This window comes from Pedobacter sp. NJ-S-72 (assembly GCF_053890575.1).
Genome location: NZ_CM132681.1, coordinates 3902245 through 3928887 on the forward strand (window position 1 = coordinate 3902245; position 26643 = coordinate 3928887).

The 26643-nt window shown below is 41.8% G+C and carries 28 protein-coding genes; 4 read left to right on the top strand and 24 right to left on the bottom strand.

Features of this window, described 5'->3' with window-relative positions:
• Positions 1 to 23: 23 nt before the first annotated feature.
• The 17 genes from ACWYN3_RS25865 to ACWYN3_RS25945 form a co-directional block, all read right to left on the bottom strand.
• A complete protein-coding gene (locus tag ACWYN3_RS25865; RefSeq protein ID WP_456216957.1) occupies positions 24 to 3047 on the bottom strand; it encodes a hypothetical protein in 3024 nt (1007 codons plus the stop codon).
• A complete protein-coding gene (locus ACWYN3_RS25870; protein WP_456216958.1) occupies positions 3022 to 6075 on the bottom strand; it encodes a hypothetical protein in 3054 nt (1017 codons plus the stop codon). Before ACWYN3_RS25870 ends, ACWYN3_RS25865 begins: the two co-directional genes overlap by 26 nt.
• A complete protein-coding gene (locus ACWYN3_RS25875; RefSeq protein ID WP_456216959.1) occupies positions 6059 to 8056 on the bottom strand; it encodes a hypothetical protein in 1998 nt (665 codons plus the stop codon). The genes ACWYN3_RS25870 and ACWYN3_RS25875 overlap by 17 nt, the downstream gene beginning before the upstream one ends.
• Positions 8001 to 8501: a hypothetical protein gene (locus tag ACWYN3_RS25880; protein WP_456216960.1), complete on the bottom strand. Its 501-nt coding sequence runs from the start codon at positions 8499 to 8501 to the stop codon at positions 8001 to 8003. Before ACWYN3_RS25880 ends, ACWYN3_RS25875 begins: the two co-directional genes overlap by 56 nt.
• Positions 8482 to 9417 carry a hypothetical protein gene (locus ACWYN3_RS25885; RefSeq protein WP_456216961.1) on the bottom strand — a complete coding sequence of 312 codons (936 nt, stop codon included), beginning with the start codon at positions 9415 to 9417 and terminating at the stop codon, positions 8482 to 8484. The genes ACWYN3_RS25880 and ACWYN3_RS25885 overlap by 20 nt, the downstream gene beginning before the upstream one ends.
• Before the next feature lie 110 nt (positions 9418 to 9527).
• A complete protein-coding gene (locus tag ACWYN3_RS25890; RefSeq protein ID WP_456216962.1) occupies positions 9528 to 9998 on the bottom strand; it encodes a hypothetical protein in 471 nt (156 codons plus the stop codon).
• Positions 9964 to 10467, bottom strand: coding sequence for a hypothetical protein (locus tag ACWYN3_RS25895; RefSeq protein ID WP_456216963.1), 504 nt, complete (start codon positions 10465 to 10467; stop codon positions 9964 to 9966). Before ACWYN3_RS25895 ends, ACWYN3_RS25890 begins: the two co-directional genes overlap by 35 nt.
• Positions 10468 to 10496: 29 nt before the next feature.
• Complete coding sequence (locus ACWYN3_RS25900; RefSeq protein WP_456216964.1) at positions 10497 to 11297, bottom strand: hypothetical protein; 801 nt, start codon at positions 11295 to 11297, stop codon at positions 10497 to 10499.
• A 228-nt stretch (positions 11298 to 11525) separates the two neighbouring features.
• Entirely contained in the window at positions 11526 to 11882 is a 357-nt protein-coding gene (locus ACWYN3_RS25905; protein ID WP_456216965.1) for a hypothetical protein, read from the bottom strand.
• Positions 11883 to 12012: 130 nt separating this feature from the next.
• The gene (locus tag ACWYN3_RS25910) at positions 12013 to 12198 is read right to left on the bottom strand and encodes a hypothetical protein (protein WP_456216966.1); all 186 of its coding nucleotides are present in this window, start codon (positions 12196 to 12198) and stop codon (positions 12013 to 12015) included.
• A gap of 101 nt (positions 12199 to 12299) precedes the next feature.
• A complete protein-coding gene (locus ACWYN3_RS25915; protein ID WP_456216967.1) occupies positions 12300 to 14048 on the bottom strand; it encodes a tail fiber domain-containing protein in 1749 nt (582 codons plus the stop codon).
• The gene (locus tag ACWYN3_RS25920) at positions 14045 to 14515 is read right to left on the bottom strand and encodes a hypothetical protein (protein ID WP_456216968.1); all 471 of its coding nucleotides are present in this window, start codon (positions 14513 to 14515) and stop codon (positions 14045 to 14047) included. Before ACWYN3_RS25920 ends, ACWYN3_RS25915 begins: the two co-directional genes overlap by 4 nt.
• A 14-nt stretch (positions 14516 to 14529) precedes the next feature.
• Positions 14530 to 14946 (bottom strand): hypothetical protein, encoded by a 417-nt coding sequence (locus ACWYN3_RS25925; RefSeq protein WP_456216969.1) that lies wholly within the window; start codon positions 14944 to 14946, stop codon positions 14530 to 14532.
• A gap of 79 nt (positions 14947 to 15025) precedes the next feature.
• Entirely contained in the window at positions 15026 to 15910 is an 885-nt protein-coding gene (locus ACWYN3_RS25930; RefSeq protein WP_456216970.1) for a hypothetical protein, read from the bottom strand.
• Positions 15911 to 16017: 107 nt separating this feature from the next.
• Entirely contained in the window at positions 16018 to 16998 is a 981-nt protein-coding gene (locus tag ACWYN3_RS25935) for a hypothetical protein (RefSeq protein ID WP_456216971.1), read from the bottom strand.
• A 44-nt stretch (positions 16999 to 17042) separates the two neighbouring features.
• On the bottom strand, positions 17043 to 17972 hold the full coding sequence (locus tag ACWYN3_RS25940) for a hypothetical protein (protein ID WP_456216972.1): 930 nt from the start codon (positions 17970 to 17972) through the stop codon (positions 17043 to 17045).
• 67 nt (positions 17973 to 18039) lie between these two features.
• Positions 18040 to 20058, bottom strand: a complete 2019-nt coding sequence (locus ACWYN3_RS25945; RefSeq protein ID WP_456216973.1) for a beta strand repeat-containing protein — start codon at positions 20056 to 20058, stop codon at positions 18040 to 18042.
• On the opposite strand from ACWYN3_RS25945, the gene ACWYN3_RS25950 reads away from it, so the two are divergent.
• Positions 20030 to 20446, top strand: a complete 417-nt coding sequence (locus ACWYN3_RS25950) for a hypothetical protein (protein ID WP_456216974.1) — start codon at positions 20030 to 20032, stop codon at positions 20444 to 20446. The two genes, ACWYN3_RS25945 and ACWYN3_RS25950, sit on opposite strands and share 29 nt — an antisense overlap.
• Before the next feature lie 269 nt (positions 20447 to 20715).
• Here the strand turns inward: ACWYN3_RS25950 and ACWYN3_RS25955 are convergent, their stop codons facing one another.
• From ACWYN3_RS25955 to ACWYN3_RS25985, 7 genes are all read right to left on the bottom strand, one after another.
• The gene (locus tag ACWYN3_RS25955; RefSeq protein ID WP_456216975.1) at positions 20716 to 21396 is read right to left on the bottom strand and encodes a hypothetical protein; all 681 of its coding nucleotides are present in this window, start codon (positions 21394 to 21396) and stop codon (positions 20716 to 20718) included.
• Between the two features lie 560 nt (positions 21397 to 21956).
• Positions 21957 to 22217 (bottom strand): hypothetical protein, encoded by a 261-nt coding sequence (locus ACWYN3_RS25960; RefSeq protein WP_456216976.1) that lies wholly within the window; start codon positions 22215 to 22217, stop codon positions 21957 to 21959.
• The gene (locus ACWYN3_RS25965; RefSeq protein WP_456216977.1) at positions 22214 to 22603 is read right to left on the bottom strand and encodes a hypothetical protein; all 390 of its coding nucleotides are present in this window, start codon (positions 22601 to 22603) and stop codon (positions 22214 to 22216) included. The genes ACWYN3_RS25960 and ACWYN3_RS25965 overlap by 4 nt, the downstream gene beginning before the upstream one ends.
• 169 nt (positions 22604 to 22772) lie before the next feature.
• Complete coding sequence (locus ACWYN3_RS25970; RefSeq protein WP_456223154.1) at positions 22773 to 23084, bottom strand: LytR/AlgR family response regulator transcription factor; 312 nt, start codon at positions 23082 to 23084, stop codon at positions 22773 to 22775.
• The gene (locus tag ACWYN3_RS25975; protein ID WP_456216978.1) at positions 23075 to 23515 is read right to left on the bottom strand and encodes a LytR/AlgR family response regulator transcription factor; all 441 of its coding nucleotides are present in this window, start codon (positions 23513 to 23515) and stop codon (positions 23075 to 23077) included. Before ACWYN3_RS25975 ends, ACWYN3_RS25970 begins: the two co-directional genes overlap by 10 nt.
• Positions 23484 to 24086: a sensor histidine kinase gene (locus tag ACWYN3_RS25980; protein WP_456223155.1), complete on the bottom strand. Its 603-nt coding sequence runs from the start codon at positions 24084 to 24086 to the stop codon at positions 23484 to 23486. The genes ACWYN3_RS25975 and ACWYN3_RS25980 overlap by 32 nt, the downstream gene beginning before the upstream one ends.
• Positions 24032 to 24583 carry a hypothetical protein gene (locus ACWYN3_RS25985; protein WP_456216979.1) on the bottom strand — a complete coding sequence of 184 codons (552 nt, stop codon included), beginning with the start codon at positions 24581 to 24583 and terminating at the stop codon, positions 24032 to 24034. Before ACWYN3_RS25985 ends, ACWYN3_RS25980 begins: the two co-directional genes overlap by 55 nt.
• Before the next feature lie 186 nt (positions 24584 to 24769).
• On the opposite strand from ACWYN3_RS25985, the gene ACWYN3_RS25990 reads away from it, so the two are divergent.
• The 3 genes from ACWYN3_RS25990 to ACWYN3_RS26000 are packed head-to-tail and all read left to right on the top strand — an operon-like array spanning position 24770 to position 26640.
• Positions 24770 to 25633, top strand: coding sequence for a TolC family protein (locus tag ACWYN3_RS25990; RefSeq protein ID WP_456216980.1), 864 nt, complete (start codon positions 24770 to 24772; stop codon positions 25631 to 25633).
• Entirely contained in the window at positions 25621 to 26112 is a 492-nt protein-coding gene (locus tag ACWYN3_RS25995; RefSeq protein WP_456223156.1) for a TolC family protein, read from the top strand. Before ACWYN3_RS25990 ends, ACWYN3_RS25995 begins: the two co-directional genes overlap by 13 nt.
• A gap of 3 nt (positions 26113 to 26115) precedes the next feature.
• Positions 26116 to 26640 (top strand): efflux RND transporter periplasmic adaptor subunit, encoded by a 525-nt coding sequence (locus ACWYN3_RS26000; RefSeq protein WP_456216981.1) that lies wholly within the window; start codon positions 26116 to 26118, stop codon positions 26638 to 26640.
• The last annotated feature ends 3 nt before the right edge of the window (positions 26641 to 26643 follow it).

Here is a 26643-nt window from a genome sequence, read left to right on the forward strand (position 1 = left end):
AACCTCGGCTCCGCCGCTATTGGTTACTGTTCATTTCCCTCGGCTGTGGTCGCGGTGATAGTTGCTGAAGGGATCACTACCGTGCTGATCGAAGGAAGGCGTTTGATTGCTCCATCCTGTAAACAGCGAAGCGGTAAACCTACCGATTTCTCATTATTGGTTCCGGCTCTGTAATTAGTGAAATAGAATCCCTGGGTAGCACTATTGGTATAAGCCGAACTGCTCCAGTAGTTACTGTTCACTCCCCTTGGATTTAATACACCAAGGACATTCAAGTCTCCGGCTGCATGTAGTTTCAGTACAGAAGCATAAACATCAGCAGCAGTCTTCCAGTTCACAGGAGTACCAGCTACACTTGCATTAACCCATTCAGTATTGGTTGGAATCCGCCATCCATCACCGAGAAGCTGGGTACACGGATCATTTGCAGCGATCCAGTCCCGCCATTCAGTAATAGTACTTAACCATGGGGCCACGATCTGATTTGGGGTACGCGTGGTTCCATCATGTTTATAACCCTGAACTTTACCAAACTGCTGCCAGTACCAGCCAGCTGAAGCTTCTGTTACATCTTTTAAGTCTGTAGCCTGCTGATCGGCACCAAGATTCTGGGTAATCCAGCATTTGTCCAGTCCGGATAGTTTAGTACTGATCGTTCCATAAGTTACGGTCTTGTCTACCGGCGCACCGTTCAGTCCTGCGCGGTGAATCACGGTAAATGGCATACAGATTTTAAAACTTGTAGCCACTTCACTGTAAGCCGTTCCTACACTATTGGTTGCATAAGCACGCACGTAATAGGTAGGGCCATTTTCTAGACCGGAAATCAATCCGTCCATTTTACCCGTACCTGAACCGTAAGGAACTACCTGATCTGAAAGCGTAGGATTACCTGTGGTATTCCAGACAAATCCGCGTGCGGTTACTGCTGCATTGCCATCCGGGTTGATCACCGCTGTACCTTTAGCGGTAGTCGCAGTCATCTCTGTCAGCGGCAAACTCACCACACTTACTGATGGTAAAGTTTGTAACATTTCGTTGCGCAAACAACGAACCGGTAAGCCCGAATATTTGTAAACGGTATTCATACTACCTGCATAAAGCATCTTCCCATCTGTGGTTGAATTGCCGGTGCTACTCCAATAACGAGCATCAGTTCCTCTGCCGGTTAAGGTGGCCGGGTTATTCGTAAGATACCCCGCTCCATGAAGTTTTAAAACTGAAGTATACATATCTGCCGCAGATCTCCAGTTTTGAGGAGCTGCAATCGCACTAGTCCATTCTACACTTGTTGGCAGTCTCCAGCCACCACCCAGCATTCTTGAACAAGGATCATTTACAGCTAACCACTGTGAATTCTCATCTATGGAGCTCACCCATGGAACTGCTATATTATCAGGGGTACGGGTGGTTCCTTCCATTTTATATCCCTGTGACCGGTTAAACTGGAAGTACCAGCCCGCAGAAGCTTCAGTAGCATCATTTAACGATACAGCCTGCTGGTCTGAACCCAGGTTCTGGGTAATCCAGCAGCGCGCTTCGCCTGAAACATTTGTACTTATTGTTTTGTAGGTTACCGTTTTATCCACAGGCGCGCCATTTAAGCCGGCGGTATGAATAACCGTTAATGGTAAACAAACTTTAAAGCTGCTCACAACCGGGCTGAATGCCGTACCCACACTATTGGTCGCAAAAGCGCGAACATAATAAACTGGTACTTCGTTCAGTCCTGTAAGCATACCTGTCATATCTCCGGTACCACTATCTAAAGAGATAACCTGGTCTGTCATCCCTGGGTTACCTGTTATATTCCAGACCAAACCTCTGGCTGTAACCTCGGCTCCGCCGCTATTGGTTACTGTTGCATTTCCTTCGGCTGTGGTCGCGGTGATAGTTGCTGAAGGGATCACTACCGCGGTGATCGAAGGAAGCCGTTTGATTGCTCCATCCTGTAAACAGCGAAGTGGTAAACCTACCGATTTCTCATTATTGGTTCCTGCTCTGTAATTAATGAAATAGAATCCCTGGGTAGCGCTATTGGTATAAGCCGAACTGCTCCAGTAGTTACTGTTCACTCCCCTTGGATTTAATACACCAAGGACATTCAAGTCTCCGGCTGCATGTAGTTTCAGTACAGAAGCATAGACATCAGCAGCAGTCTTCCAGTTCACAGGAGAACCAGCTACACTTGCATTAACCCATTCAGTATTGGTTGGAATCCGCCATCCATCACCGAGAAGCTGGGTACACGGATCATTTGCAGCGATCCAGTCCCGCCATTCAGTAATAGTACTTGACCATGGGGCCACGATCTGATTTGGGGTACGCGTGGTTCCATCATGTTTATAACCCTGAACTTTACCAAACTGCCAGTACCAGCCAGCTGAAGCTTCTGTTACATCTTTTAACTCTGTTGCCTGCTGATCTGCGCCAAGGTTCTGGGTAATCCAGCATTTGTCCAGTCCGGATAGTTTAGTACTTACCGTTCCATAAGTTACCGTCTTGTCTACCGGTGCACCGTTCAAGCCTGTACGGTGAATCACGGTCACGGTAAATGGCATACAGATTTTAAAACTTGTAGCCACTTCACTGTAAGCGGTTCCTACACTATTGGTTGCATAAGCACGCACGTAATAGGTAGGCCCATTTTCTAAACCGGAAATCAATCCGTCCATTTTACCGGTACCTGAACCGTAAGGAACTACCTGATCTGAAAGCGTAGGATTACCTGTGGTATTCCAGACAAATCCGCGTGCGGTTACTGCTGCATTTCCATCCGGGTTGATCACCGCTGAACCCTTAGCAGTAGTCGCAGTCATCTCTGTCAGCGGCAAATTCACCACACTTACTGAAGGTAAAGTCTGCACCATCTCATTACGCAGACAACGAACCGGTAAAGCTGCGTATTTGTAAGCTGTACTCATGCTACCACCAATAATCATCTTCCCATCCACGGTAGAATTTCCCGTGCTGCTCCAATAACGGGCATCAGTACCTCTGCCGGTTAAGGTTGCAGGGGCATTAAAAAGATAGCCTGCTGCATGCATGCATTTTTAACACAGAAGCATACATATCTGCTGATGATCTCCAGTTCTGCGGAGCTGCAATGGCACTAACCCATTCAATACTTGTTGGCAGTCTCCAGCCGCCACCCAACATCCGCATGCAGGGATCATTTACGGCTAACCATTGTGAATTCTCATCTATGGCACTCACCCATGGCACCGCGATATTATCCGGGGTACGGGTGGTTCCTTCCATCTTATATCCCTGTGATCTGTTAAACTGGAAATACCAGCCCGCAGAGGCTTCAGTAGCATCATTTAACGATACAGCCTGCTGGTCTGAACCCAGGTTCTGGGTAATCCAGCAACGTGCTTCACCAGAAACATTTGTACTTATTGTTTTGTAGGTTACCGTTTTATCCACAGGCGCGCCATTTAAGCCGGCAGTATGAATAACCGTTAATGGTAAACAAACTTTGAAACTGGTTACTGCCGGACTAAATGCGGTACCCACACTATTGGTCGCAAAAGCACGAATATAGTAGTAAACCTGTTTTTCGTCCAGTCCTTTCAGTGTGCCTGTCATCTCTCCCATACCAGTACCTAAAGGAATTATCTGATCTCCCATTCCAGGATTTCCGGTCGTGTTCCACACCAAACCTCTGCTGGTTACAGGGCTGCTGCCAGAATTCATTACTGCTGCCAATGCCTCTGCGTTAGTTAAGGTAATACCAGATGCAGGAACTACAACCTTACTCAAAAAAGGAACACTCTTCACACCCCCGTCCTGCAGACAACGAATAGGTAACCCTACTGCTTTGTCATTATAGCTGGTTCTTGAATTGCCAAAATAATAGGCCTGAGCATTGTTATTGTAAATCGTACTGCTCCAGTAGCTACTATTGTTACCTCCTCTGGCATTGAAAATACCAGTAGTACCAAAGTCTCCGGCAGCATGAATTTTCAAGATAGAAGTATAGGCATCGGCAGCATTTTTCCAGTTTTGCGGAGCACCGATAACAGCTAACCATTCTGTATTAGTTGGGATTCTCCCATTGCCATTGCCCAAAAGTTGTGTACATGGATCATTGGCTGCGCTCCATCCCCAGGGCTCACTGATTGTTGTCGTCCAGGGTGCCATTACCTGACCCGGAGTACGGGTTGTTCCCTCATACTGATAACCCTGTAATCGGTTAAACTGCCAGTACCAGCCAGAGGATGCTTCTGTCGCATCATTAACTGCTGTTGCCTGCTGATCTGCACCTAAGTTCCTGGTGATCCAGCATTTATAGTCTCCTGAAATACCAGAGCCTACGGTCTCATAAGTAATTGTTTTATCTGTTGGCGCACCGCCGATTCCTGCTCTGTGTATCACCGTAAGCGGTTTACATATTTTAAAGTTTACCGCAACTGCACTATAGACTGTACCAACACTGTTCGTTGCATAAGCTCTGACATAATAAATTGGCCCTTCTTCCAATCCATCTAATACACCAGTCACTGAACCTATATCTTTACCGGCAGGAATCACATGATCTTCCAGCGTAGGATTTCCGGTTGTATTCCAAACCAATCCGTTCATTGTTACCGGGGCTCCGCCATCGGCAGTAATTGTGGCTGTCCCTCTTGCAGAATGATCCGTAATCTCAGACAATTTCACATTATCAATTACCGGAAGAATCGAAGCAGTGGTCAGAATTTCTTCTTTACCATAGGCTGTTCCCACGCTATTTGTCGCGTATGCTCTGTAATAGTATTTAGTAGCGAATGTTAATAATTTTGGATTACTGATAAAAATACCCAGTCCGGTAGCGTCAGTTGTTTTAATAGTTGATGCAATAGTTGGTTCTGCGGTTAATCCCATCACAATACCTCTTGCAGTCACTGCTGCTCCACCATCCTTAGTAACTTCTCCACCTGTGGTTACCATTGTACTTAAAATATCGGTAGCTATTGTAGTAGTTACTGTCGGGATATTAATAGTAGTTAAACTATCCAGATTACCATAGCTAGTACCTGTAGCATTGGTTACGTAGGCTCTGAAATAATAGAGCGTACCGAAATTTAGTCCTGTAACGTAAGTTGTATAATTTGATAACCCTCCTCCCATTAGAGATTTCGTCGGATCGGCTATAGTTGGGTTGTTCTTTTCACTCCAGACTACACCTTTTTGTGTAATATCAGACCCGCCATCACCAAGGATTGTACCTCCGGTGGCAAAAGAATTTTTAGTAATTAAAGTGGCCGGAGTGGTGGTTACTTTTGCAAAATCCCGTGTGCTGAATACAGTTGATTTCACGCTGTATCCTGTTCCCATTGCATTTTTACCATAAGCCCAGATATAATATTTAGTGGCTGGTAATAAACTGGTCAGTGTGCCCGAAATTGATGTTCTAACTGCGCCAATACTTAAGTTATTCCCTTCCGCAACGGCCGGAATAACATCTTCCGTATTCCAGATAAACCCAAGGTCAGTGATAGCCGAGCCACCATTAAATGACAAGCTGGCCAAAGCAGCGGCACTATTCAACTCAACTGAACAAACGTTTACTGCACTCAGATTAGGTACAACCGCTGCCGAAGCCAGCACAATTTCATTTCCATAAGCAGTACCCACGCTATTGGTTGCAAATGCCCGTACATAATACGTTGTTCCGGGTATCATTCCACCAAAAACATTATCAAATACCCCTGTACCTGCGGTACCATTTACAATTTTCCCTGTGGAAGCAATTGTTGGTAAAGTAGCTGTACCCCATACAAAACCACGGGTCACAACCGGCATCCCACCGTCATCAGTAATCTCTGCAGAACCTTTGGCAGAATAACCATCTATAGAGGTAATGCTCGTAGTTGATAGCGTTGGCAAGCTAACCACATTGGTTTTAAACTGTGCCTGACTACCGTAAGTTATTCCAATAAGATTGGTCGCATAAGCTCTTACATAATAGGTCGTATTAGGTAGCAGACCGGATAAGTCAGCTGTAAAAGTGCCTATACCTTTAGTCACATAATCTACTGTTTTTGTAGTCAGTGTAATAGTTGGATCACTACTACCTATCCCATACAATTCCCCTGCTTAATATTGGTGTTCTTCCATCATCAGTAATTTCCCCACCACTACTTGCTGTGGTCGCACGGATATTCGTTACCGGTGCAGTCGCGGTCAGCGTTGGAGGAGCCAGTGTAATAAATGATTCTTCTAAACCATAAGCCACACCGATTCCATTAACGGCATAAGCTCTGACATAGTAAATCGTGTTGGGCAATAAACCGGTCATTTTACTCATGAAGTTTCCATCACCACCATCAGCATCAACAGTTTTTGTCAATAAAATATTGGTAGGGTTCTGCTGCGTACTCCAGCAAATACCACGTTTGATGACCGTCGCACCGCCATCACTGGTGATTTTTCCACCACTTGTGGCTGTTGTACCTGTTACTTCTGTTACCTTATTGGTTAACAGAATTGGCGAAGTCGGGAATATCGTGACCGTTAACTGGTTACCATAGGTTATCCCGGCACTGTTTTCCGCATAAGCACGTACATAATAGGCAGTACTTCTCGCTAAGTCTTTAAGCTCACTGATAAAAGTACGCTCTCCTGGTCCTTCATTTGTTCTGTTTACAAGTTCTGTTTTAGGATCAAAATCTATCTTACTGCTCCAGACAATACCTTTGCTTGTAATCGCCGCTCCACCATTTGAAGTGATCAGACCTCCACTGCTTGCTGTAGACCCACTGGTGATCACAGGATCGGTAGTGGTTAAAGTTGGGCGGACTGCCGCAGAGACGAAACTAATTTCATTACCATAAGCTGTACCCAGACCATTGGTTGCATAGGCTCTTACATAATATAATGTTGAAGGTGCCAGATTCTTTAACTGACTGATAAAGGTACCTGTTCCCTTATCTATTGTTTTAGAAAGGAGTTCTGAGGTAGGGTTCGGACTGGTACTCCAGCATAAACCTTGTGTAGTTACTTTTGAACCACCGTCACTACTGATCACACCACCACTCATCGCAGTACCTTCTGTATTTTCAGAAATTTCTACTGTTGTTAATGTGGCAAAATTCTGTGTCGTAAAGCTTAATTCGTTTCCGTATTGCACCCCAACTCTATTGTTGGCATAAGCACGGATATAATAAGTTGTACCTGGTTTCAGCCCTGTAACCTGACTATTAAAAATCCCTTTTCCTGAGCCACCATCAACTGTTCTGTTAACGGTTTCTGTCTCAGGGTTAAAGTTGGCGACAGTACTCCATACTACACCACGTATGGTTGTAGGAACCCCACCTTCTTCCGTAATATTTCCACCACTAAATGCACCTGTTCCGGTAATCGCAACAGGCTTAACTGTAGTCAACATAGGTAACCCCGGAGGATAGGTTGTAAAGCCAACCTGTTGACCATAGGCTGTACCGGCAATATTAGTTGCATAAGCCTTTACATAATATCTTGTATCAGCCATCAGGTCTTTCAGCTGACTATCAAAACTACCTGTACCTCCACCATTCAGTGTCTTGTCTGACGATAAAGGGTTTGGTTCAAAGTTTTCTACTGTACTCCAGTAAACTCCGCGACTGCTGACGATACCTCCACCGGCATCGGTAATCATACCACCCATTAAACCAGTTGTATTGGTGATTAATCCTGGTGAATTAGTTACAACAACTGGTAGTCCTGTAGTCGTGAAACTGGTCATTTCTCCATAGGAAGTCTCTGCGTCATTAATCGCATATGCGCGAACGTAATAAGTTGTTCCCAGTTTAAGATTAGTCATACCAGCCACAAAAACACCTCTTTCATGCCCGGCCATGGTAACTTTATTTTTCGAAATCGTATCAGGATTGAAGTCAGGATAAATACTCCATACAATCCCCATAGTCTTCAATGTGGTATTTCCGTTGCTGATTATATTTCCACCACCCAGAGCTGTAGTTCCTGTGATCTGGGTAATTGCACTGGTAGTGACTGTTGCAGCAATGGATGGTTTAGTTACAAAACTTTCCAGATTTCCATAGCCATAACCTACACCATTGCGGGGCATAAGCACGAACATAATATTTAGTGCCAGGGGTCAGTTTGGTTATATTACTGGCGTAAATACCTTTGCCTGCGCCTGTTTGTGTAGTCCGGTCTAACAGGATTGATTCAGGAATAAAATCTGCCTGAGTACTCCATATTACCCCACGGGTAGTTGATGGCATCCCGCCTTCATCAGAAATATTTCCACCACCTGAAGCCGTGGTTACTGTCATCTGGCTGGGCACTGTAGTACTTAATACAGGAACTGTAGCCGGATTTGTCGTTAAAAAAGCCTGCTGACCATAAGCCATTCCGGTATTTGTGAACGCATAGGCCCGGATATAATATTTAGTAGAAGGAGTCAGGTTTTTCAGAAAACTGTCAAAGTTCCCCGTGCCCCATCTGTCTTCGGTTTTATCTAAGGATAATTCATCTGGTTCAAAATTTTCAACCGTACTCCAGAACACCCCTCGACCTGTTACCGGAGAACCGCCGGAATCTGAAATAGTTCCTCCTTATCGTAGTATGCGTGATCATCGATGGTAAAGTCGTTACAATTGCCGCCTTCTTTGTGGTTGTAAAACTCAGCATATTTCCATAGGCAGTACCTGCTATACTTACCGCGTAAGCAAAAACATAATAAGTCTTTCCAATGGAAAGATTGGTCAGATTACTCACAAAAAATCCTTTTCCATAGCCTGTCTCTGCTGTTCTGTTAGTCAGTTCAGCAGCAGGATCAAAACCAGGGTTCAGGCTCCAGATAATTCCTCTGGTTGTTACAAGGGCACCACCTTCACTGATAATATTTCCACCACTAACTGCTGTCGCACCTGTAATTCCGGTAACAGTACTGGTTACCAGCGTTGCAGGAACTGCAGGTTTTGTCTCGAGAGTTTCCTGATTTCCATAGGCAGTACCGGCAAAATTTGTTGCAAAAGCGCGTACATAATAGGTTGTAGAGCCCATGAGGTCTTTAAGATCTGCTGTAAAACTACCGGAACCTGATCCTGATACTACAAACTGATCGTCTGTTGTTGGATCAGGATTAGTACTCCAGCAAATCCCGTTACTCTGGATATAAGAACCTCCGTTACTCTGGATCGTTCCTCCACTGGTCGCCGAGGTACTCGTAATAGTTTGTGCAATAGGCTTCAGGGTAGTTATTGTAGCCAGGGTAGCCGTTCTTAAAACAACCTGGTTACCAAAAGTCAGGCCCGCAGAATTTGCCGCATAAGCGCGTGCATAATAAGTAGTGCCCTGGGTTAGCCCTTTTAATACACTCACAAAATCACCTGTAGTATTCTGTACTGTTTTTTGAGTAGTCGCTGTGTCTGGCTGAAAACCGGCAAGCGTATTCCAGATTACTCCTGCACCTGAAAGCAATGCTCCGCCATTAGTGATGAGATGCCCACCGCTGACCGCAGTACTTCCGGTAATATCCGTAGCCTCTATTGTAGTCAGTATTGGCGAAACCGGAGGTGCAGTAGTAAAACTTAATTCACTGCCATAAGCACACCTGCTTTATTTACTGCATAGGCCCTTACATAATAAGTTGTACTGCCCATTAAGTCTTTAATTGGATCGATAAAAGTTCCGATACCTACCCCATTTTGAGTTTTTGTACCAGACTCAATTGTTGGATTTCCAGAGGTATTCCATACCACTCCGCTTTTGGTGACCTTGTCGCCTCCATCACTAAAAATATCCCCTCCGCTAACTGCGGTTATACTGGTAATGCTACTCGCCGGAGTGGTAATCAGGGATGCAAGAGTAAAGGTTTTAAAGCTGACTTCCTCACCATAACCTACTCCTGCACTATTCACGGCATAAGCACGTACATAATAAGTTTTGTTAGGTAAAAGCTGGTCTAGTGTACTGGTAAATCTCGTTATCTTTTCAGTTTGACTGGTTTTATTTGCAGAGGAAAGATCAGGTGTAAACCCTGAGGTCAGACTCCAGATCACTCCATGACTGCTCAGTTCTGCGCCTCCGTTGCCAATAATATCCCCCCCCTTTTGCGGTAGTTCCATAACCACCTTCAACCGCTAATGTAACTACAGCAGGTTTTTCTGGTGGAGCAGTAGTCACGATTTGGGTTGCTCCATAACTAGTCCCTACATAGTTAGTTGCATAGGCACGGAGATAGTATTTGGTACTACCCATCAAATCTTTTAAGTCACTCACAAAGGTTCCTGTTCCTCTGCCGTCTTTAGTAAACGTTCCATCAAGGGTGGGATTATCTTCTGTACTCCAGACCAATCCCCGGGCAATAACCGGCATACGGCCATCATCAGTAATATTTCCGCCGCCACTCAGGCTTGTATTTTTAATCAGAATAGCAGGGTTTGTGGTTAATGTCGCTAACTGAGGTGTTGTAAAACTCATCTCTTCTCCATAACCTGTACCCTTGCTATTAGTAGCATATGCTCTCACATAGTAAGTTGTTCCTGGCAGGAGTGAATTCAAATAATTATTATAAATGCCTTTGCCCTCACCGGAGATATTTTGTACGTTTTTGTTGCAAGAGCAATGGAGGGTTGTGGGCTTGTACTCCAGCATACACCACGTTTAGTTATTGCTGATACCCCATTACTGGTAATATCACCACCCGTCATCGCATTGGTTCCATTATAGCTTTCCGGCGATCCGTCGATATGGCTGGCCATATCATAGTTAAAAGGTTGAACGGTACTTATTGTGGGTACAGAGCTTGTTATAAAACTGGACTCACTGCTATAGCTGATCCCAACGCTATTTTTAGCATAAGCACGAACGTAATAAAGTGTGCCTTCCTGCAAATTAGTAAGGTTACAGATAAATGTTCCAATATCCGTTGGATTAGCCGTTAATGAGGGGCCATAAATAATATTCACTCTATCCGTACTCCAGCTCATTCCCCGTTCGGTAACTGATTCTCCTCCATTATTGATAATGGTGACTTCACTAACAGCAGATTTATCAGTAATGTCTGTAATTTTAATATTTGGGGAACTTAATACAGGTGCTGTGGCGCGTGGGGTCGTAAATTGCAGCAGATTGCCATAAGCTGTTCCGATAACATTGACGGCATAGGCCATCACATAATATGTTGTGTTTCTTAACAGGTCAATTAACCGGCTTGGAAATATACCTACTCCTGAACCATCCATCGTAGTAACCGCATCGGGATCATTTGCAGGGTCAGCTGTTTTACTCCAGATAATTCCCCTTTTAGTAACCGGAGCTCCTCCGTCACTTCTGATATCGCCTCCGCTATTGGCCATAACAGGCGAAAAAAATTATCTATATCTAAAGTGATAATATCCGGCAATGAGGCCAGTGCCGAAGTAAAGGTTAAGTCTTCACCATATACAATACCAGCGCTGTTAATCGCATAAGCTCTTACATGGTAAACGGTATTAGCTTTTAATCCAGAGATTACTCCTGGAAAAATCCCTGTATCATTTCCAAATACAGGATTTTCTGTTTTACTGCTTAGTGTGACTTCTGGATTAGCAGAAGTATCCCAGCATCCCCTGAGTGGTAATTGCCGATCCGCCATTACTGATGATATTCGCACCGCTAAGGGCAGAAATATTGGTGATTTTGGTAGGTATCAGGGTTGAGATAGCTGGAAGACAGCTAATATCTTTCCATACCATACCTGTATAATAACGAATAGCTTTTGATTGTGTATTGATATAAATAGCTCCGGGAGATAACCCTAAGGGTATTGGGTTACTGTTGAGCACAGGGAGTTTAGAAATCTTCATTCCACTATTGGTAGAGAAGCCTGTGTTTTGAGTAAAATTACCTTTACCATAGAGACTGGCAACCGACCACCATATGCTGCCATCATAGACTCTCATGGTATTTTCCGTTTTCGAAAAATAGACTCCTCCGGATGCTGTTGTCCCCGCTGGCTCGGTAATCAGAGCTGATAAATAAGGTATTCCAGTTTTTACTTCCAGGTAATCTTTAACAGTAGCCGTATTGAGGTTACTGCTGCATAATGTTTCCCAGGTCGACGTTATAGATTAAAGGTTGTTTGTCAGTACTACTATAGATAAGCATTCCCGTTGCAGGAGCTGCGACAGCCGAAGGCACTAAAACAGGTAAATGAGGAATCCCCCCAATTACCCTGAAATAGTTCTGAGCTGAAACATTTGAAATTCCAGCGAGCAAGAAAAAAAAAATATAATTTTAACAATATGTAGTAATTTCTTCAAAATAATGCGTTTCTCTGTGTTTCCTGACTTTTTTCTAATCCTTTTTCCTGCTAATTATTATTGTATTTTTTTCAGAATACTGTTGATCTGTTCCTGTTGTTTATTCATCCGGTTTTGCAGTTCATCAATTTGTTTTTGCTGTTCTTTTACGGCCTGAATCAACATACCAGTAAGCTGGGTATAGTCAACTTTTAAGAAGCCGTCTTTACCTTTAGTTACCATTTCCGGATATACTTTTTGCAGCTCCTGAGCAATGACTCCGACCTTAGATCCGGCCGCGTATTTATGCTGATCTTTGTACTCAAATTTTACTCCTCTTAGCTGATCAATCTTTTGTAATACACTGCCTAAAGTTTCGATATTGGTTTTCAGTCTGCTGTCCGATGGGGTAAAGAAGTTTCCGTTAACAGTTACATCCTGTCCGAAACTTGCATTACCTTGTGTATCGAAAGTCAGTCCTTTTCCATCTATACCGTCATTGCTGATTGCATAGACTGAAAGTTTGATGCTTTCAGTAGCTTTATGATTACCCAGATTATCTTTGGCATTAGCACCTGCTGTTAATAATGCACTCTCCAGGTAATTTTTGGTAACAGCGTCCTGCTTTTCTACAGGATCAAGAAGATTATAAATCCTGAAATGTCCCATAGACACGTCACCCTCAGCTGAACCAAAACCGCTTAATGGAATTTGATCTTTCTTTGTAGAAACAGCAATGCCTTTATCATTACCTACAAACAGTTCTTTGTCCTTTAATTTATTATCAACCGGAACCCAGTCTTTCCCATTAAAAACATAAAGACTGTTATCTGTGGTATTGTAATAAGTATCACCGGCAACTGGTTTATCAGGAGCAGTTGGTCCAACCGGGGTTTTCGTAGTGACAGAAGTCGCTACAGAATCTACGTATTTTTTGGTCGCAGCATCCTGGTCAGTTTTTGGATTGGCAAGATTGATGATCTTAAAATTCTTGATCCCGTCACCCAAACGAATATCACTTAAAGGAACACCAAACCCACTTATTGGAATAGCGGTTTTGATTGTTGGCATCGCCTGATCATAATCACTACCCACATACATATATCCCTTGGGAAGGTAATCGTCAACCATACTCCACAACTTCCCGTCAAACATATATAGATGGTTACCAGTCGTAGAATAAAACAAGGTTCCCGGTTTAGGATTGGCAGGGTAAGCTTCTCCAAAGATTATTGTTTTCTGAGCATCAGCATATTTCTTGTTCACGGCATCAAATTCATCCGTAGGGGTCTCCAGATTGGTTATTTTATGTTTAGCTAGTGCATTATTACCCATAGAGATTTCACCTGTAGCATCTCCAAAATCATTCAATGGAATATCACGCTTTGCAATTGGGGTAGCTTTATCGAATTTATTACCTACCAGAATATGATTGCCTGGCAGGGTCAAAGAGCTAGGCATAGCAAACTGATCATCTACATAGCTTTTGGTGACAGCATCCAGAGGGTCAACAGGATATTTTAAAAAATTAATGCCAAATTGCTGGTCTTTATTTCCCATGTTGATATTGTCCTTTGCCTCTGCAAAACCACTAATCGGAATGAGTTGTTTATCTATGGCGACGGCTTTCCCTTTATCGTTCCCGACAAATAAGTGTCTTTCAGGCAAAGCCAGAGAATCAGGCTTGTTTAAAATGTTATCTGCATACTTTTTCGTAGCAGCGTCTGCATCAGCTATTGGAGTACCTAAATCACTGATGACAAATCCACCTATAGAAATGGGTGCAATTGCTTTTGCAAAACCACTTATTGGAATCGTACTTTTCAATACATCACATCAGCAGCCTTTCCGTTCACATCTCCTACAAAAAAATTCCCTTTCGTCAGGGGGATATTAGCTGGATCAATAATCTTTTTGTCAACGTAATTTCTTGTAGCTGCGTCCTGTGGTAAGGTTGGTTCAGCCAAATTGGTTATATTAAACCCTTTTAAAGAAACAGCAGCAGCTGCCTCTCCAAAATCACTAAAAGGAATTGTTTTCTTATCTACTGCTTCTGCTATACTAACAGTATTTCCAACAAACATAAGCCCCTTTGCAAGACTCAGTTTACCAGCTGCAACAACATGATTATCGACATAGTTTCTAGTTGCAGCATCCTGAGGAAGCATTGGATCAGCCATATTGACAATTCTAAACTTCAAACCATCAAAATCCGGACTCCCCATAGAAACCTCATTCAAAGGTGGGCTAAACCCACTTATAGGAATCATACCCTTTGGTACTGGAGCAGCCATACCGGAACCATTTCCTACAAAAAAATTGTTTTCTGCAACCCTAAAATCTTGGGATTTCCAAGTGTGTTTTTAAAATAATTCAGATTTACAGCATCATATTTACCCACAGGATCTCTAAGGTTAACCATTCCAAAATTTTTAGTCCCATCACCAAGCTTGAGATCTTCGGTAGGATTACCGAAACCACTTAGTGGAATATTTTTTTTATCTAGTTTCTCATCCGTGATCGCTTTCTTTTCAATAGTCAATCTCCCGGCATTGCTAAGTGTTGCATCTCCGGAAACAGTTATTCCTCTTGCAATGTTGGAGCTATTTCCCATAAAGATTTCACCATTAGCCAGCGAAAGATCTATAGGTAACCATGCCGTACCATTGTAAACATATAATTTGTGATCTGATGTATTGTAAAACAGGTTTCCTTCTTTAACCACGGTAGCGGAAGGATCTGGATTCTCCTCGCCTGATGGAGTTGATCCATTTGTTGAGACTTCAACCCATTTACCTGCCGTATTAAAGAAGTATTAAATACATATAAAGTATTATTATCTGTGTATTAAAGAAAAGATCTCCGGGCTTTGTATTACTGGGAAGTTCAGTACCCGGGCCACCCGGAATAGAAGCACCACTAATGTTTAACCACTTATTGTTAACATCATACATAAATAACTTTTGCTGACCAGTATCATAGTATACATCTCCATATTTAGAGGGAACTGGCAATGCCGATACTTCTTTAGGAAGAACCCATGCCCCACCATCATAAACATAGTTTTTATCATCATTCGCATAATAGATAACATCACCTTTATTTGCTGTAGCAGGAAAACCAAACTTAAAGGGGATATCGAAAACTTCGTTCCACCCTTCTATACCTAGTCTATATATTTTTGAACTTCCTGTGTTTAAAACTACATCCCCAATTTTACCAGCACTAACTGGTAAAATTGATCCTGATGCATAATTAGGAATCGTTTTATCAATGGCTAAAGTCGCTGTGTTTTGTGCAGAAATAATAACGTTTGACATTGCCCCATTTGAGACTAAAGGAAATCCTTTACTTGAAGGACGGTAAAGCAAACCATCTCCCAATCCCGGAACCGCTGTCCCAAAATTTCTGGCTATAACATTAATCTCCGACCCATTTGTCTTTAAAGACAGAATTTCCAGCATCACACCACTAACATCTATAATCCTATCTCCAACCTGAGCTCCGGATGCACTATATTTACTTAACTGATCAGTAAACAATCCCGTAATTTCATACTGTTTATCAATCCCGGCATCCTTGACCAATCGAATATTAAACAGACCATTAAACTGTTCCATAGTCTGTGCTTTACTTCCAACCACAAACAAAACGAGGAAACCAAATAGATAAAACTTTAATAATTTCATGTATTAAAAATTAATAATGATGTAGAACCCAAGTGTCCCCTTGATATTCTGGACTCCGGTAAATTTCATATTCGCTGTACCGTTGCTTATACCTGCTAATACAGCACTCACCCCAATTGGTCCCGATATATTATAATAGGCATCCGGAGCATTTCTGAAGGAGTTGGATCTAATCTAAGACCATAGGCGAAAAATGGGATTACTACGTCCGTTATATCATTATTGGTTTGTTTAGATTCATCTTTAATATTAATATCTATCCAGGCTTTATTACCTATATCAGCATAAGAGGTATTAATTCGCATATAATAAATCATTACATTGGCCGGGATACTGATGTTCAGTACGTTTCCTACAAAAGTGCAAGTAACACCTGGTCCTGAAGCTTTTACCAAGATCTTCCCATTATTCATTTTATAAATCTGATAGGGTGCTCCACCCCCGCCAGCCGCCGGAGTTACCCATTTCGCTGTTTTGCCATCGTCACTAACAGTCAATACCTTTTTCGCATCTGTTGCAGTTACGATATCATCAATTTTATCTAACTTAATTTTATCAGTATTTGGCATCAGACCTGCCGCTGCTAATGTTGCACCAGGAATGATCGCTGCTTTTCCAGAATTACTTGGCGTAATTGTTCCCTGTGTTGGAGCAGCAGTATAAGTCAGGTCAGTAACACCGCCTCCGCCACCACTTGCTGGTGTTGCCCAGGTAAACCCTCCGCTTCCATTTGAAGAAAGAACTTGTCCTGTTGTTCCATTAACTGTTATGTTATTTAATTTGGTTGCAGTAATGGTTTGATTTGCGATGTCTGCTGCGACAATTGTTCCATCTGCGATATGAGCTGAAGTCACTTTACCTGTACCGATTGTGGTGGTAATATTCGTAGTCGTTCCTGATCCGCTTCCACCTATATCACCCGAAAGTACGATGGTTTGATCACCTGTATTTGTCCCGGCTAAGTTACTCCCGATAATTGTTCCGGGTGTATTGATAGATGTCGGAGTGATATTACCTAAACCCAGGGAAATAGCCGGTGTAGTATTAGGAGACACTACCGAACCAGTGATCCCATTAGCGGTTATCATGGATACGGTCGTTACCGATCCGCCACCTCCTCCTCCTGCCGCATTCAGTGTATTACCTGTAAACTTAAACCCGTTCCTAAAGTAATTTCACTTACTGCTGTTCCCGAAGCACCAGATCCTAATAGTTTATTAGGGGTCATTGCCTGCATCTTTGCATAAGAAACCACACCCGGCTGAATAATGACTGTATTTTTAGCCGTCGTCTTCACATCTCCGCCAATGATTGCATTGGTTTCTACTGTTTGAGATTTACCCGGAATGTCTGTTTGATCACCTGTATTCGTACCTGTTAAGTTACTACCGGTAATAGTTCCTGAAGTACTGATAGCCCCTGTAGCATTGATAGCTGTTGGAGTAATTGCACCTAAAGTCAGCGTAATAGCTGGTGTAGTGGTAGGAGTTGCCACCGAACCACTAATCCCATTCGCAGAAACAATTGATGTGGAAGTCACCGTTCCGCTTCCACCACCTGCCGAAGCCGACCATAATGCCGCGGTACCGCCGCTGTTTACAGTTAAAACTTTATTCGCATCGGCCGCAGTAAACGCTGGTACCTTTTTATCAATGTATGTTTTTGTTTTTGTTGCTTTTTCTGTTGGGAATTTAACATCCGAATTACCGGCAAATGTCCCGTCAATACTTTTATTAACAGCATCCTCTTTACCTGTAAGTGCAACTGTATGAGCCGCAACAGTAGGATTTGCACTTACTCTTGCTTCTGTATAATATTTATTACCTGCTTCGGTTACCTGATCTGTAGTATAGTCGCCTGGGGCCGCAGCGATTGCTCCGGTTCTGCCAAATACAGTTGAGATTGTACTGCTGCTGCTTACTTTATCCCATGCTGTACCGTTTGAAATTACCCAATCTCCTAAACCTAAAGTCAATCCCTGCTGAGTTCCGGCAGCAGTCACTACAAAATAATAACCCTTATTTCCAGCACCCGGTGCAGCTAGCGCCGGCGAGTTGGTCACCGCATTATAAACACCCTGATAAGTAACTGCTCCTGTTAAAGAGTTTGGTAAATATTTACTGTCAATTTTACCAGAACCATCTAATGGAGTTACTCCTGAAGGTGTGATCCTTTTTCTGTGATTTATTTATTTTTCCGTCTAATGCTGCTTTAGTAGCATCACTTACAATTTTATCTTTATCTGCTGTATTTTGGATATTGCCAAGTCCAAGATTTGTTCTTGCTCCGGCAGCATCTGTAGCTCCGGTTCCGCCATTAGCGATAGCAATTACGCCCGTTACATTAACTGCTGTAGTTGCAGATCCTGCAGTAGTTGCACTTGTTGCATTCCCTATTAAATCTGCTTTAATTTTGCCAGCAGAGAAATCTCCGTTTGCGTCTCTTTTAACAATCGTATTTGGTGTATTCAACGAAGTCGCTGCATTTGCAAGATTTACACCGTCTTTAATCACATCGGACGTTAAACCGCCCACAGATTTGACAAGAGGCAAATCAGCAGTACCACCTAAATCGGCAGTTAATTTTAGTTTTCCTTTCGTTGTTGCATCAGCATCAGGAACTGCACCTGCTCCTATTTCCGCAGCTTTGACCGCTGCTGCAACCGTTTTATCCACATAAGTTTTTGCAGCCCTTTCTGTCGGGAATTTTTCGTCCGAATTACCTGCAAATGTACCATCAAGACTTTTATTAGCAGCGTCTTCTTTTAAGTCTACTCCTAGTTCTGTTTTCAAAGCAGCTGGTGTAACCTCTATCAATGTGGTTGCATTTCCTGCTTTAATATAATTTCCAGCAGTATAAGAACCAATACCAGTTCCGCCATTTGCAACAGGAAGAATCCCGGTTAAAGAACCAGCAGTAATAGGCCCCCATGTACCATCTCCGCGAAGAACTTTAGTGCCATCAGGCGTACCTGTAGTTTTTAATGCGTCTACAGGAATAGTGCCATTTCCAAAAAGTTTCTCTTTGATTGTTCCTGTAGTCAGGTTATCTGCATTTGTCTGATCAACATTTTGTACCTTATCTAAAAGAAGTAATGATTTAACCTCTGCTGCATTTAGTGGAGCTGGTACCGCAGAAGTCAGCCCAAGATTTCCCAAAATTGTATTTGCAGGAATTGGAGCAAAACCTAATGTGGCATTACCACTTGTCGCACCCCCTTCTAATCCTGTACCGGCTGTTACGCTCGTTATACCGCTGGTACCACCCGAGGCAGCAGCCGATAATACACCATTCGCATCAATACTAAGGTTTGCACCAACTTTAACCCCTCCTAATACAGAAGCAGAAGCAACTGGTAATGTATAATTAGTTAACCCATCAAGTTTTGTCTTATCTGCCGGGTTCATTAAACCTGATTTTGCAGCAGTTGCATCAGGAATATTCACAGCTACTGTTCCGCCATTTATAGCGATACCATTCCCTGCAGTAATGTATTCTGGTTTTCCTGCAATTGCTGAACTGTTTCCGATCAATGCATTCGGTGTCATATCAGCCATTTTAGCCAACGTAACAGCTTTATCTGCTAAACTTAAGTCGGTCGTATTACCATCTCCGGTTAATGTCACATCATGTTTGACACCAGTCATTCCACCACCCGTAGAAGTTGTAATCTTTCCTTGCAATTCTTCTAGTGCAGCTTGTACATTAGTAGAAACTAATGCTCCTTTTGGTGTAACAGGAACAGTAAGTGCAATCTGGTCACCCGTATTCGTATTGGTAATGTTATTTATTAAAGTTAACTGTGCATCAGTAACATATTTTTTATTCGTTGTTTCTGTAATATCAGCAGTGGTTGCGTCTTCACCTCTGATCACTAACCCTTTTGTATCATAGGTTATTTTTGTTTTAGTAGCCGCAGTTACAGGTGAATTACTATCTACTTTTTTACCTAATTCATTTTTAGTGGCATCACTAACCGGCTTATTGATATCAGAAGTATTGTCAACATTTCCCAGCCCTAAGTTTGTTTTTGCATCCGGGGCATTATTTGCTCCCGTCCCTCCATTTGTAATAGCTACAATACCAGTCACATTGCGCGCCGTACCGTCAATATTACCTGTGGCATTTCCAATATTTGGTGTCGTCAAAGTAGGTGAGTCACCTAAAACAACAGGGCCTGAACCAGTTGTTGGTGCTGCAGTGACCGCTCCTGCTGTTCCTTTTAAAAGACCTTCGACCGAAGTTCCCAATGTAATGGCGGGTGTAGTTGAAGGATCAGTAACTGAACCCGTTAACCCATTTGCGGAGTTTACGGTTACAGAAGTTACAGTTCCCTGTCCTATATTACCACCAGCGCCAGCTGTTGCAGCTGTGATTCTTCCTTTTGCATCTACAGTAATATTTGCTGATTTATATTCACCAGGTATAACTCCTGTATTTGAAAGTCCTAAAGGTTTGCTCAGATTTCCAAGACCTGTAAGTGTTGCATCATGTACTACTGGTCCGCCACTGCTGCCATCACTTAATAAAGAATAAAGATCTACCTGGCTGTTTCTTGGGCCGGATATAGATAATACTGTTCCAACAAGGCTTAAAGATTGGTTAAGGTTTTCAAGACTTACTGTATTTCCTCCTTTTATAGATAAGTTGCTGGCCCCGTATAACTTAACGCCGGCACCTGGCCACCACCTGGTACAGTTGGCCCTGTTCCCAGTTTCTCATCAACATATTTTTTGGTTACCGCATCCTGATCTTTTACCGGAGTGCCCAGATTTGTTATTCTCTGTCCTCCAAGGGCTACATTTTTATCCGGTACACCAAAACCACTTAATGGAATTTTTTTTTTTATCTAAATCAAGATTGCTAATCGTACCATCTGCAATTTTAATTGAAGTCACCGCATTATCCGCCAGATCAAGCGTAAGGTCTTTCAAAACAGCTTCCTGACCATTCCCAATCGCGATCGTCCCCTTTGACGTGACCGTTTTCCCTATGACGGGCAAAGAATTCCCCGGAATCCCCGGATCTCCCTTTGGACCTACTAACAGTATTCCGTTTGAAGGCCAGTTTCCTGCTCCTTTTGGTCCATAAAGCGTATTATTACTGGTATTCAGGTAGAAATCTCCATTCGCACCAATATTTGAAGACGGAATAACATTCCCATTTAAGATAGTATTACCACTAGCTCCATTACCTCCTGTAGTTAACTCAGAGTTATTTACCAGCCTCTGCCACTGTCCGTTATTGTAAAAATAAAAGCCCGGAGAACTATTAGTTTGATAAATTAATAAACCATTGGCAGGATTATTGATATCGTTACGTTGTAAAAGTGACATCCTTGGAATAAGAAGACCTTTTGAAGTAGAAAGTACTTCAAGCTGGGCACTTGCATCGGGAACATTAGTTCCTATTCCAACTTGAGCTTTAGCACCGAATGCAGATAGCAATCCGATAAGCACGGCAAAATGCTTAACTTTTTTATTCATGAGCGTATTGAATTTAAAATAGTAGATTATATTTTAATACCAAAACAGGGAAACGAGCATAAAAAGACCCACTCTAAACATAGAGTACATCGTTTTATTCATATCCTTACATTGGCTGGTAGTTCTTTTTAAAATTGCGAATTAGGAATCTTCTGATATTCCGCACCACTTAAATGGTATGAAGAAGAGTATTGGAGAGAGACCGTCATTGTCGTACTTTAGATGTTTTTTCATTTCTGGAAATATATTTACAGGAACAATCATTAAGTATTGAACATTTGCATTTCAGACCCATAGGTAAGCCTGCTTCTACAAAAAATTATCAATTTGGGAGCTAATCTACCAATACATAACGGAATTTTATTGCACAATAAGTAATGTTACCACAACACGCAGTAACAATATCAGCCAACAATCTGACTGTCAGTTAATTAATTTTACATCTTATTTCTATTATCAAAACAAGGGTCACCGTAGAAAAGGAATGAGAGCACTCTTTTTTTACAAAAAAAGCCGGTATGTTTAATTGTTTTCTTTAGATGACAATACAGAACTATTGGTTAATTCTTCTTTTTTAACCCACCAACATTGATCACAGCACCCACGCTAAAAATCGAGTTTCCTGCTGTCATATATTCGCGGTTTTTCAAGCCTAAATTATAACTTGTCGTGTATTGAAGCTGAACAGCTTTGCTTAAACGCATTCGGGTAAAAAATACAGGTTCCAAAAAGATATTATCCTCTTTGGACTGCGCAACCCCGTTAATTAAAAAAGTACCCATACTCACATGACTGACGCGCAATGCTGTACCGTAGTTCAATGGGTAATTATTTCCGAAGAGATGGAATTTTTTTTATTCTTCTTAGAGCTGTAGTTAACCTGTATAAAGGTTTTGCTATAATTTACTTCCTGAAGTTCCGTGCTGATTAGCGTACCATCGTCATAATTCCTATAGGTACGATTGGTTGAACCATTACCAATACCTGCATAAATTTCCAAAATCCTGTTATGATCCGGCCCAAAGGTATTGAAGTACCCAATACCCGTTTCGAACTGCTTGCGACGGATATCTTTAGCTGTACGCTCATCTTTCATTAAAGCTCCGCCAAGCAAGACGCCAATATGATTAGATACTGCATAGGCACCATTAAAATTCGCATCTCCTTTCAGGTTGATATGTGCCCCCACTAAATTCTCCCTGAGCACTTAACATTGGTGTATTGGGCACAGTTGGCACATACACCGAAGAACAGGAGGCAAAAAAGAGAGGCGCAGCAATGAAAACTAATTTTAATGGTTTAAACATTCATGGATAGATTAGGTCTGCGAAAATAACAATAATATTATTGGAGCAGCATCTAACCCTTCAATCAACTCACATCCACCTACTTAAGTAAGTATTGAATGCCTCTTTATATTGCTCTCCCACCGTAATACTGAGTGAACCAATATTCAGACTATTTTTCGTTACAGAATTCACCTTTTCAAGTGACACAATATAAGAGCGGTGAACCCGCATAAATATTTTAGGTGAAAGTTTCTGCTCCAAAACCTTAAGACTAGTTAACGTTAAAATTGGCTTATCAGTATTTTCCAGGTATACCTTTACATAATCTTTTAGTCCTTCAATATATAGAATATCCTTAATCGCTATTCTTACCAGATGATATTCGACCTTTAAAAAAATATATACTCTTCTTCCTGTTCACTATGCTGGACAAGCACCTGCTGCGCTGGTTTGACTAATTCGGCATAAGCTCTCCCCTTATTTGCTGCAATCAGAAATTCTTCATAATTAAACGGTTTCAACAAGTAATCAAGGGCATCAACCTTATAGCCTTCCAATGCAAAATTGTTAAATGCTGTCGTGAATATCACCCTTGGACCATTACTTCCAGGTTGTCTGTCTAAAATTCTCGCCAGCTGAATACCAGTCAGATCAGGCATCTGGATATCCAGAAAGATTAAATCTATTTCCTGCTCATGGATCATCGTCAGCGCAGTCACTCCACTGGAGAAACTACCTGCAAGATGCAGAAAAGGAGTTTGCTCAATAAAACTGCAAACAAGCCCCAAAGCCAGCGGTTCATCGTCTACTGCTATGCAATTCAGTATCATCAAGTATTAAGGTTAAGTGAACAATAAATTCATTCGTATCTTCAGTTTTACCTGCTGAAAATGTATGTTTTTCAGGATATAATAAATCGAGCCTTCTTTTAGTATTCATAAGCCCAATACCTCCGTAGTTATCGGCAATCGCAGCGTTTTCATTAAAAATAAAATTTCTTACTTTCATATCAAGAGCTCCGTCCTCCATACTCAAATCGATTGAAATAACAGAAGGTGATATAGAACTCACCCCATGTTTAAAAGCATTTTCAATATAGGGTAGAAACAACATAGGGGCAATATGTATATCATTATTTATCAGAGGTCCTTCAAAAGTCACTTGAGTTGTATCATTTAAACGAAGCTTCATCAACTCAATATAATCTACAATAAAAGATACTTCTTTACTCAATGGCGTACTTCCTTCTTGTGTATCATATAGAAGGTAACGCATCATTCTCGATAATTTATGCAATGCATTACGGGATTTTTCTACATCAACATGGGTCAGCGCATAGATATTATTCAGGGTATTGAAAAAGAAGTGCGGGTTGATCTGTGCTTTTTTAAAAAGGATAATTCTGAACCAATTTTATCCTTTTCCAACGCTTCCCGCAACTGTTTATCCGCCTGCCATTTCTGAATCAGGGTAACACTGGTACTGATCCCGATAATCAGCAGGATTAACATAATCAGAAAAATATCCAGCTTATCATTGTGCTTTGGAAGTTTAGTGACCCCTATTTTTTGAAAAGCTTCTATGATCAAAACTGGCAGATTCAACGCATTATCCAGGTATCTCACCATTATAGTACCTACTATCGCAAAACCAACAATGGATAGTAAATAACCCAGTGAGTTATTCTTCAGCAATAGTTTAGGCACAAGAATGTGACTGTTCAGATAAAATATCACAATCAGGAAAACCAGTTCGAAGCCCTGCTTGATCCATAATTGATAGGGAACATCAATATTCCACGTCAGTGGCATATAAAAAAGTAATATAGAAGCAAAAAGTATCCATAATAAGATATGGAGAAGAATGGTGATATAGGAACGGCTTTTTACTGCATTCATCTATTCAAAAATTTAATTATATTTAGTATGGCCAAGGTAATCAACCTATGCGAATAGGTGCAAATCTTTCCATCGTTTACAATCAGTTCTTTGTCTATTTGTTTAAGTCACCAGTCGATTATGTTTTTTTAACCTCCTGAATAAGCGTTAATTAGACCTGTTAAACCGGATTTTTATCCTCAGCATATGTCACAATTAACCATTAAAAGCGTGCTCTTTTTATTTCTTGGTTTCTCCTGCTTCAACGGATTTGGCCAGGACACAACAAAGATGAGTATCCCTCCGATCTGGGATCTGGCCACCTGTCTGCAATATGCAAAACAAAATAACATCCAGCTAAAAACGCTGAGACTAACTACCGAAAGTACAAAACAAGATCAGCTGCTCGCAAAATCGGCCTTGCTACCTGACCTGTATGGCTCGGCTTCCCAATCTTTCAATCATTATAACATGAATACAAATGGCACAACAAATGCCCTGAACTATTCTGGTGTTTATGGCTTAAGCTCTTCGTGGACATTATATAGAGGGGGGTATCTGCAAACGGATATCAAACAAAAAGATTTAGCTGTTCAATCAGCAAATTATGCAGTTCTGACCAGTGAAAACGATATCACACTACAGATCACACAAGCCTACCTGAGCATACTGGTAGACAAAGAAAGTATCATTTATAATCAGGATCTGGTTAAAACCTCAACTGCACAGCTAAACCAGACACAACGCCGGTTTAATGCAGGGTCTTCTGCTAAAAAGGATGTGGCTCAGTTCCAGGCACAGCTGGCTGGGGATCGTTATAACTTAACAGCAGCAGAAAATGCAGAACGTCAGGATAAAATAACCTTGAAACAATTACTGCAATTACCCGCTGCGCGTGATTTTGATGTTGTCAAACCAGACACCGTGATTTCGGATCAGCACATCCCGGATTTGCAGACCGTACAAACTTATGCCTTGCAGAACCGCCCTGAAATTAAAAATGCAGAGCTCGGGGTCGCATATCAGCTTATGATCTGGATAAAGCAAAATCAGGTTATCTGCCGACATTAACATTGGGTGCAGGAATCGGAACAAGTTATACCCGCGACCCAACTTATAATGCTTTCAGACAATTTGATAATAACTTTTATCAGCAGGCCGGGTTAACTCTTTCTGTTCCAATATTCACCAAAAGGGTTAACAAAACCAATGTTGCAAAAGCAAAAATAGAAGTTGCACAGTCAGAACTTGCATTAGAGAATACTAAAACCACCTTATCGCTGACAACTGAGAAAGCATATATCACTGCACAAAACTCACAGAATCAATTCGTCTCTGCTGTTGAACAGCTAAAATACAATACAGAAGTTTATCGTATAGCGACCCAGGAACTAAAAATAGGTGCAGCCAATATAGTTGACTTCTATCAGCAGAGAAATCTGTATGTACAAGCAATGCAATCTTATATACAAGCAAAAAAATATAATGCTGCGCTGGCTGCAAGAATCTATGAATTTTACCTGGGCCTGGGCATCCCCATTAAATTATAAGCCATGAAGTCAAATAAAATTTGGTTAATTATAGCCTCGGTCATTGTTTTAGCGGGCCTGGTTTGGTTCTTCTTTATGAGAGGTAAAGAAAAACCTGTGGTTTTAACTACTGAGACCTTAAGTAAAGGAGCTATTTCTACCAGTGTAACTGCAACCGGAACAATACAACCGGTAGATACTGTTACTGTAGGAACGCAAGTATCCGGAACCGTATCCGCTTTATATGCAGATTTCAATTCTACAGTTAAAAAAGGACAATTGGTTGCTGAACTGGATAAAACACTGATTATGGCCACTGTTGATCAGGCTAAGGCTGGTCTTGCACAGTCACAGAGCAATGAAAGTTATCAGGCAGCAAACTTTAGCCGTCAAAAGCAATTATTCGAGACAGGTTCGATCAGCAAAGCTGATTATGATATTGCACTCAATACTTATCAGGTAGCTAAAGCAAATGTAAACAGCAACAAAAAGCACATTACGCGCAGCAGAAAGGAATTTATCATTCACACAGATCTATTCACCTATTGACGG

What these genes read in the sequence shown, in the direction of transcription:
- ACWYN3_RS25975 (WP_456216978.1), bottom strand. Translation starts at nt 23,515, where the DNA reads ATGATACTGAATTGCATAGCAGTAGACGATGAACCGCTGGCTTTGGGG.
- ACWYN3_RS25905 (WP_456216965.1), bottom strand. Translation starts at nt 11,882, where the DNA reads ATGAGAGTCTATGATGGCAGCATATGGTGGTCGGTTGCCAGTCTCTAT.
- ACWYN3_RS25955 (WP_456216975.1), bottom strand. Translation starts at nt 21,396, where the DNA reads ATGAATAAAAAAGTTAAGCATTTTGCCGTGCTTATCGGATTGCTATCT.
- ACWYN3_RS25865 (WP_456216957.1), bottom strand. Translation starts at nt 3,047, where the DNA reads ATGCATGCAGCAGGCTATCTTTTTAATGCCCCTGCAACCTTAACCGGC.
- ACWYN3_RS25935 (WP_456216971.1), bottom strand. Translation starts at nt 16,998, where the DNA reads ATGATAACCGCTAATGGGATCACTGGTTCGGTAGTGTCTCCTAATACT.
- ACWYN3_RS26000 (WP_456216981.1), top strand. Translation starts at nt 26,116, where the DNA reads ATGAAGTCAAATAAAATTTGGTTAATTATAGCCTCGGTCATTGTTTTA.
- ACWYN3_RS25875 (WP_456216959.1), bottom strand. Translation starts at nt 8,056, where the DNA reads ATGCCCCGCAATGGTGTAGGTTATGGCTATGGAAATCTGGAAAGTTTT.
- ACWYN3_RS25985 (WP_456216979.1), bottom strand. Translation starts at nt 24,583, where the DNA reads ATGAATGCAGTAAAAAGCCGTTCCTATATCACCATTCTTCTCCATATC.
- ACWYN3_RS25930 (WP_456216970.1), bottom strand. Translation starts at nt 15,910, where the DNA reads ATGAAATTATTAAAGTTTTATCTATTTGGTTTCCTCGTTTTGTTTGTG.
- ACWYN3_RS25990 (WP_456216980.1), top strand. Translation starts at nt 24,770, where the DNA reads ATGTCACAATTAACCATTAAAAGCGTGCTCTTTTTATTTCTTGGTTTC.
- ACWYN3_RS25900 (WP_456216964.1), bottom strand. Translation starts at nt 11,297, where the DNA reads ATGGCCAATAGCGGAGGCGATATCAGAAGTGACGGAGGAGCTCCGGTT.
- ACWYN3_RS25920 (WP_456216968.1), bottom strand. Translation starts at nt 14,515, where the DNA reads ATGGCTGCTCCAGTACCAAAGGGTATGATTCCTATAAGTGGGTTTAGC.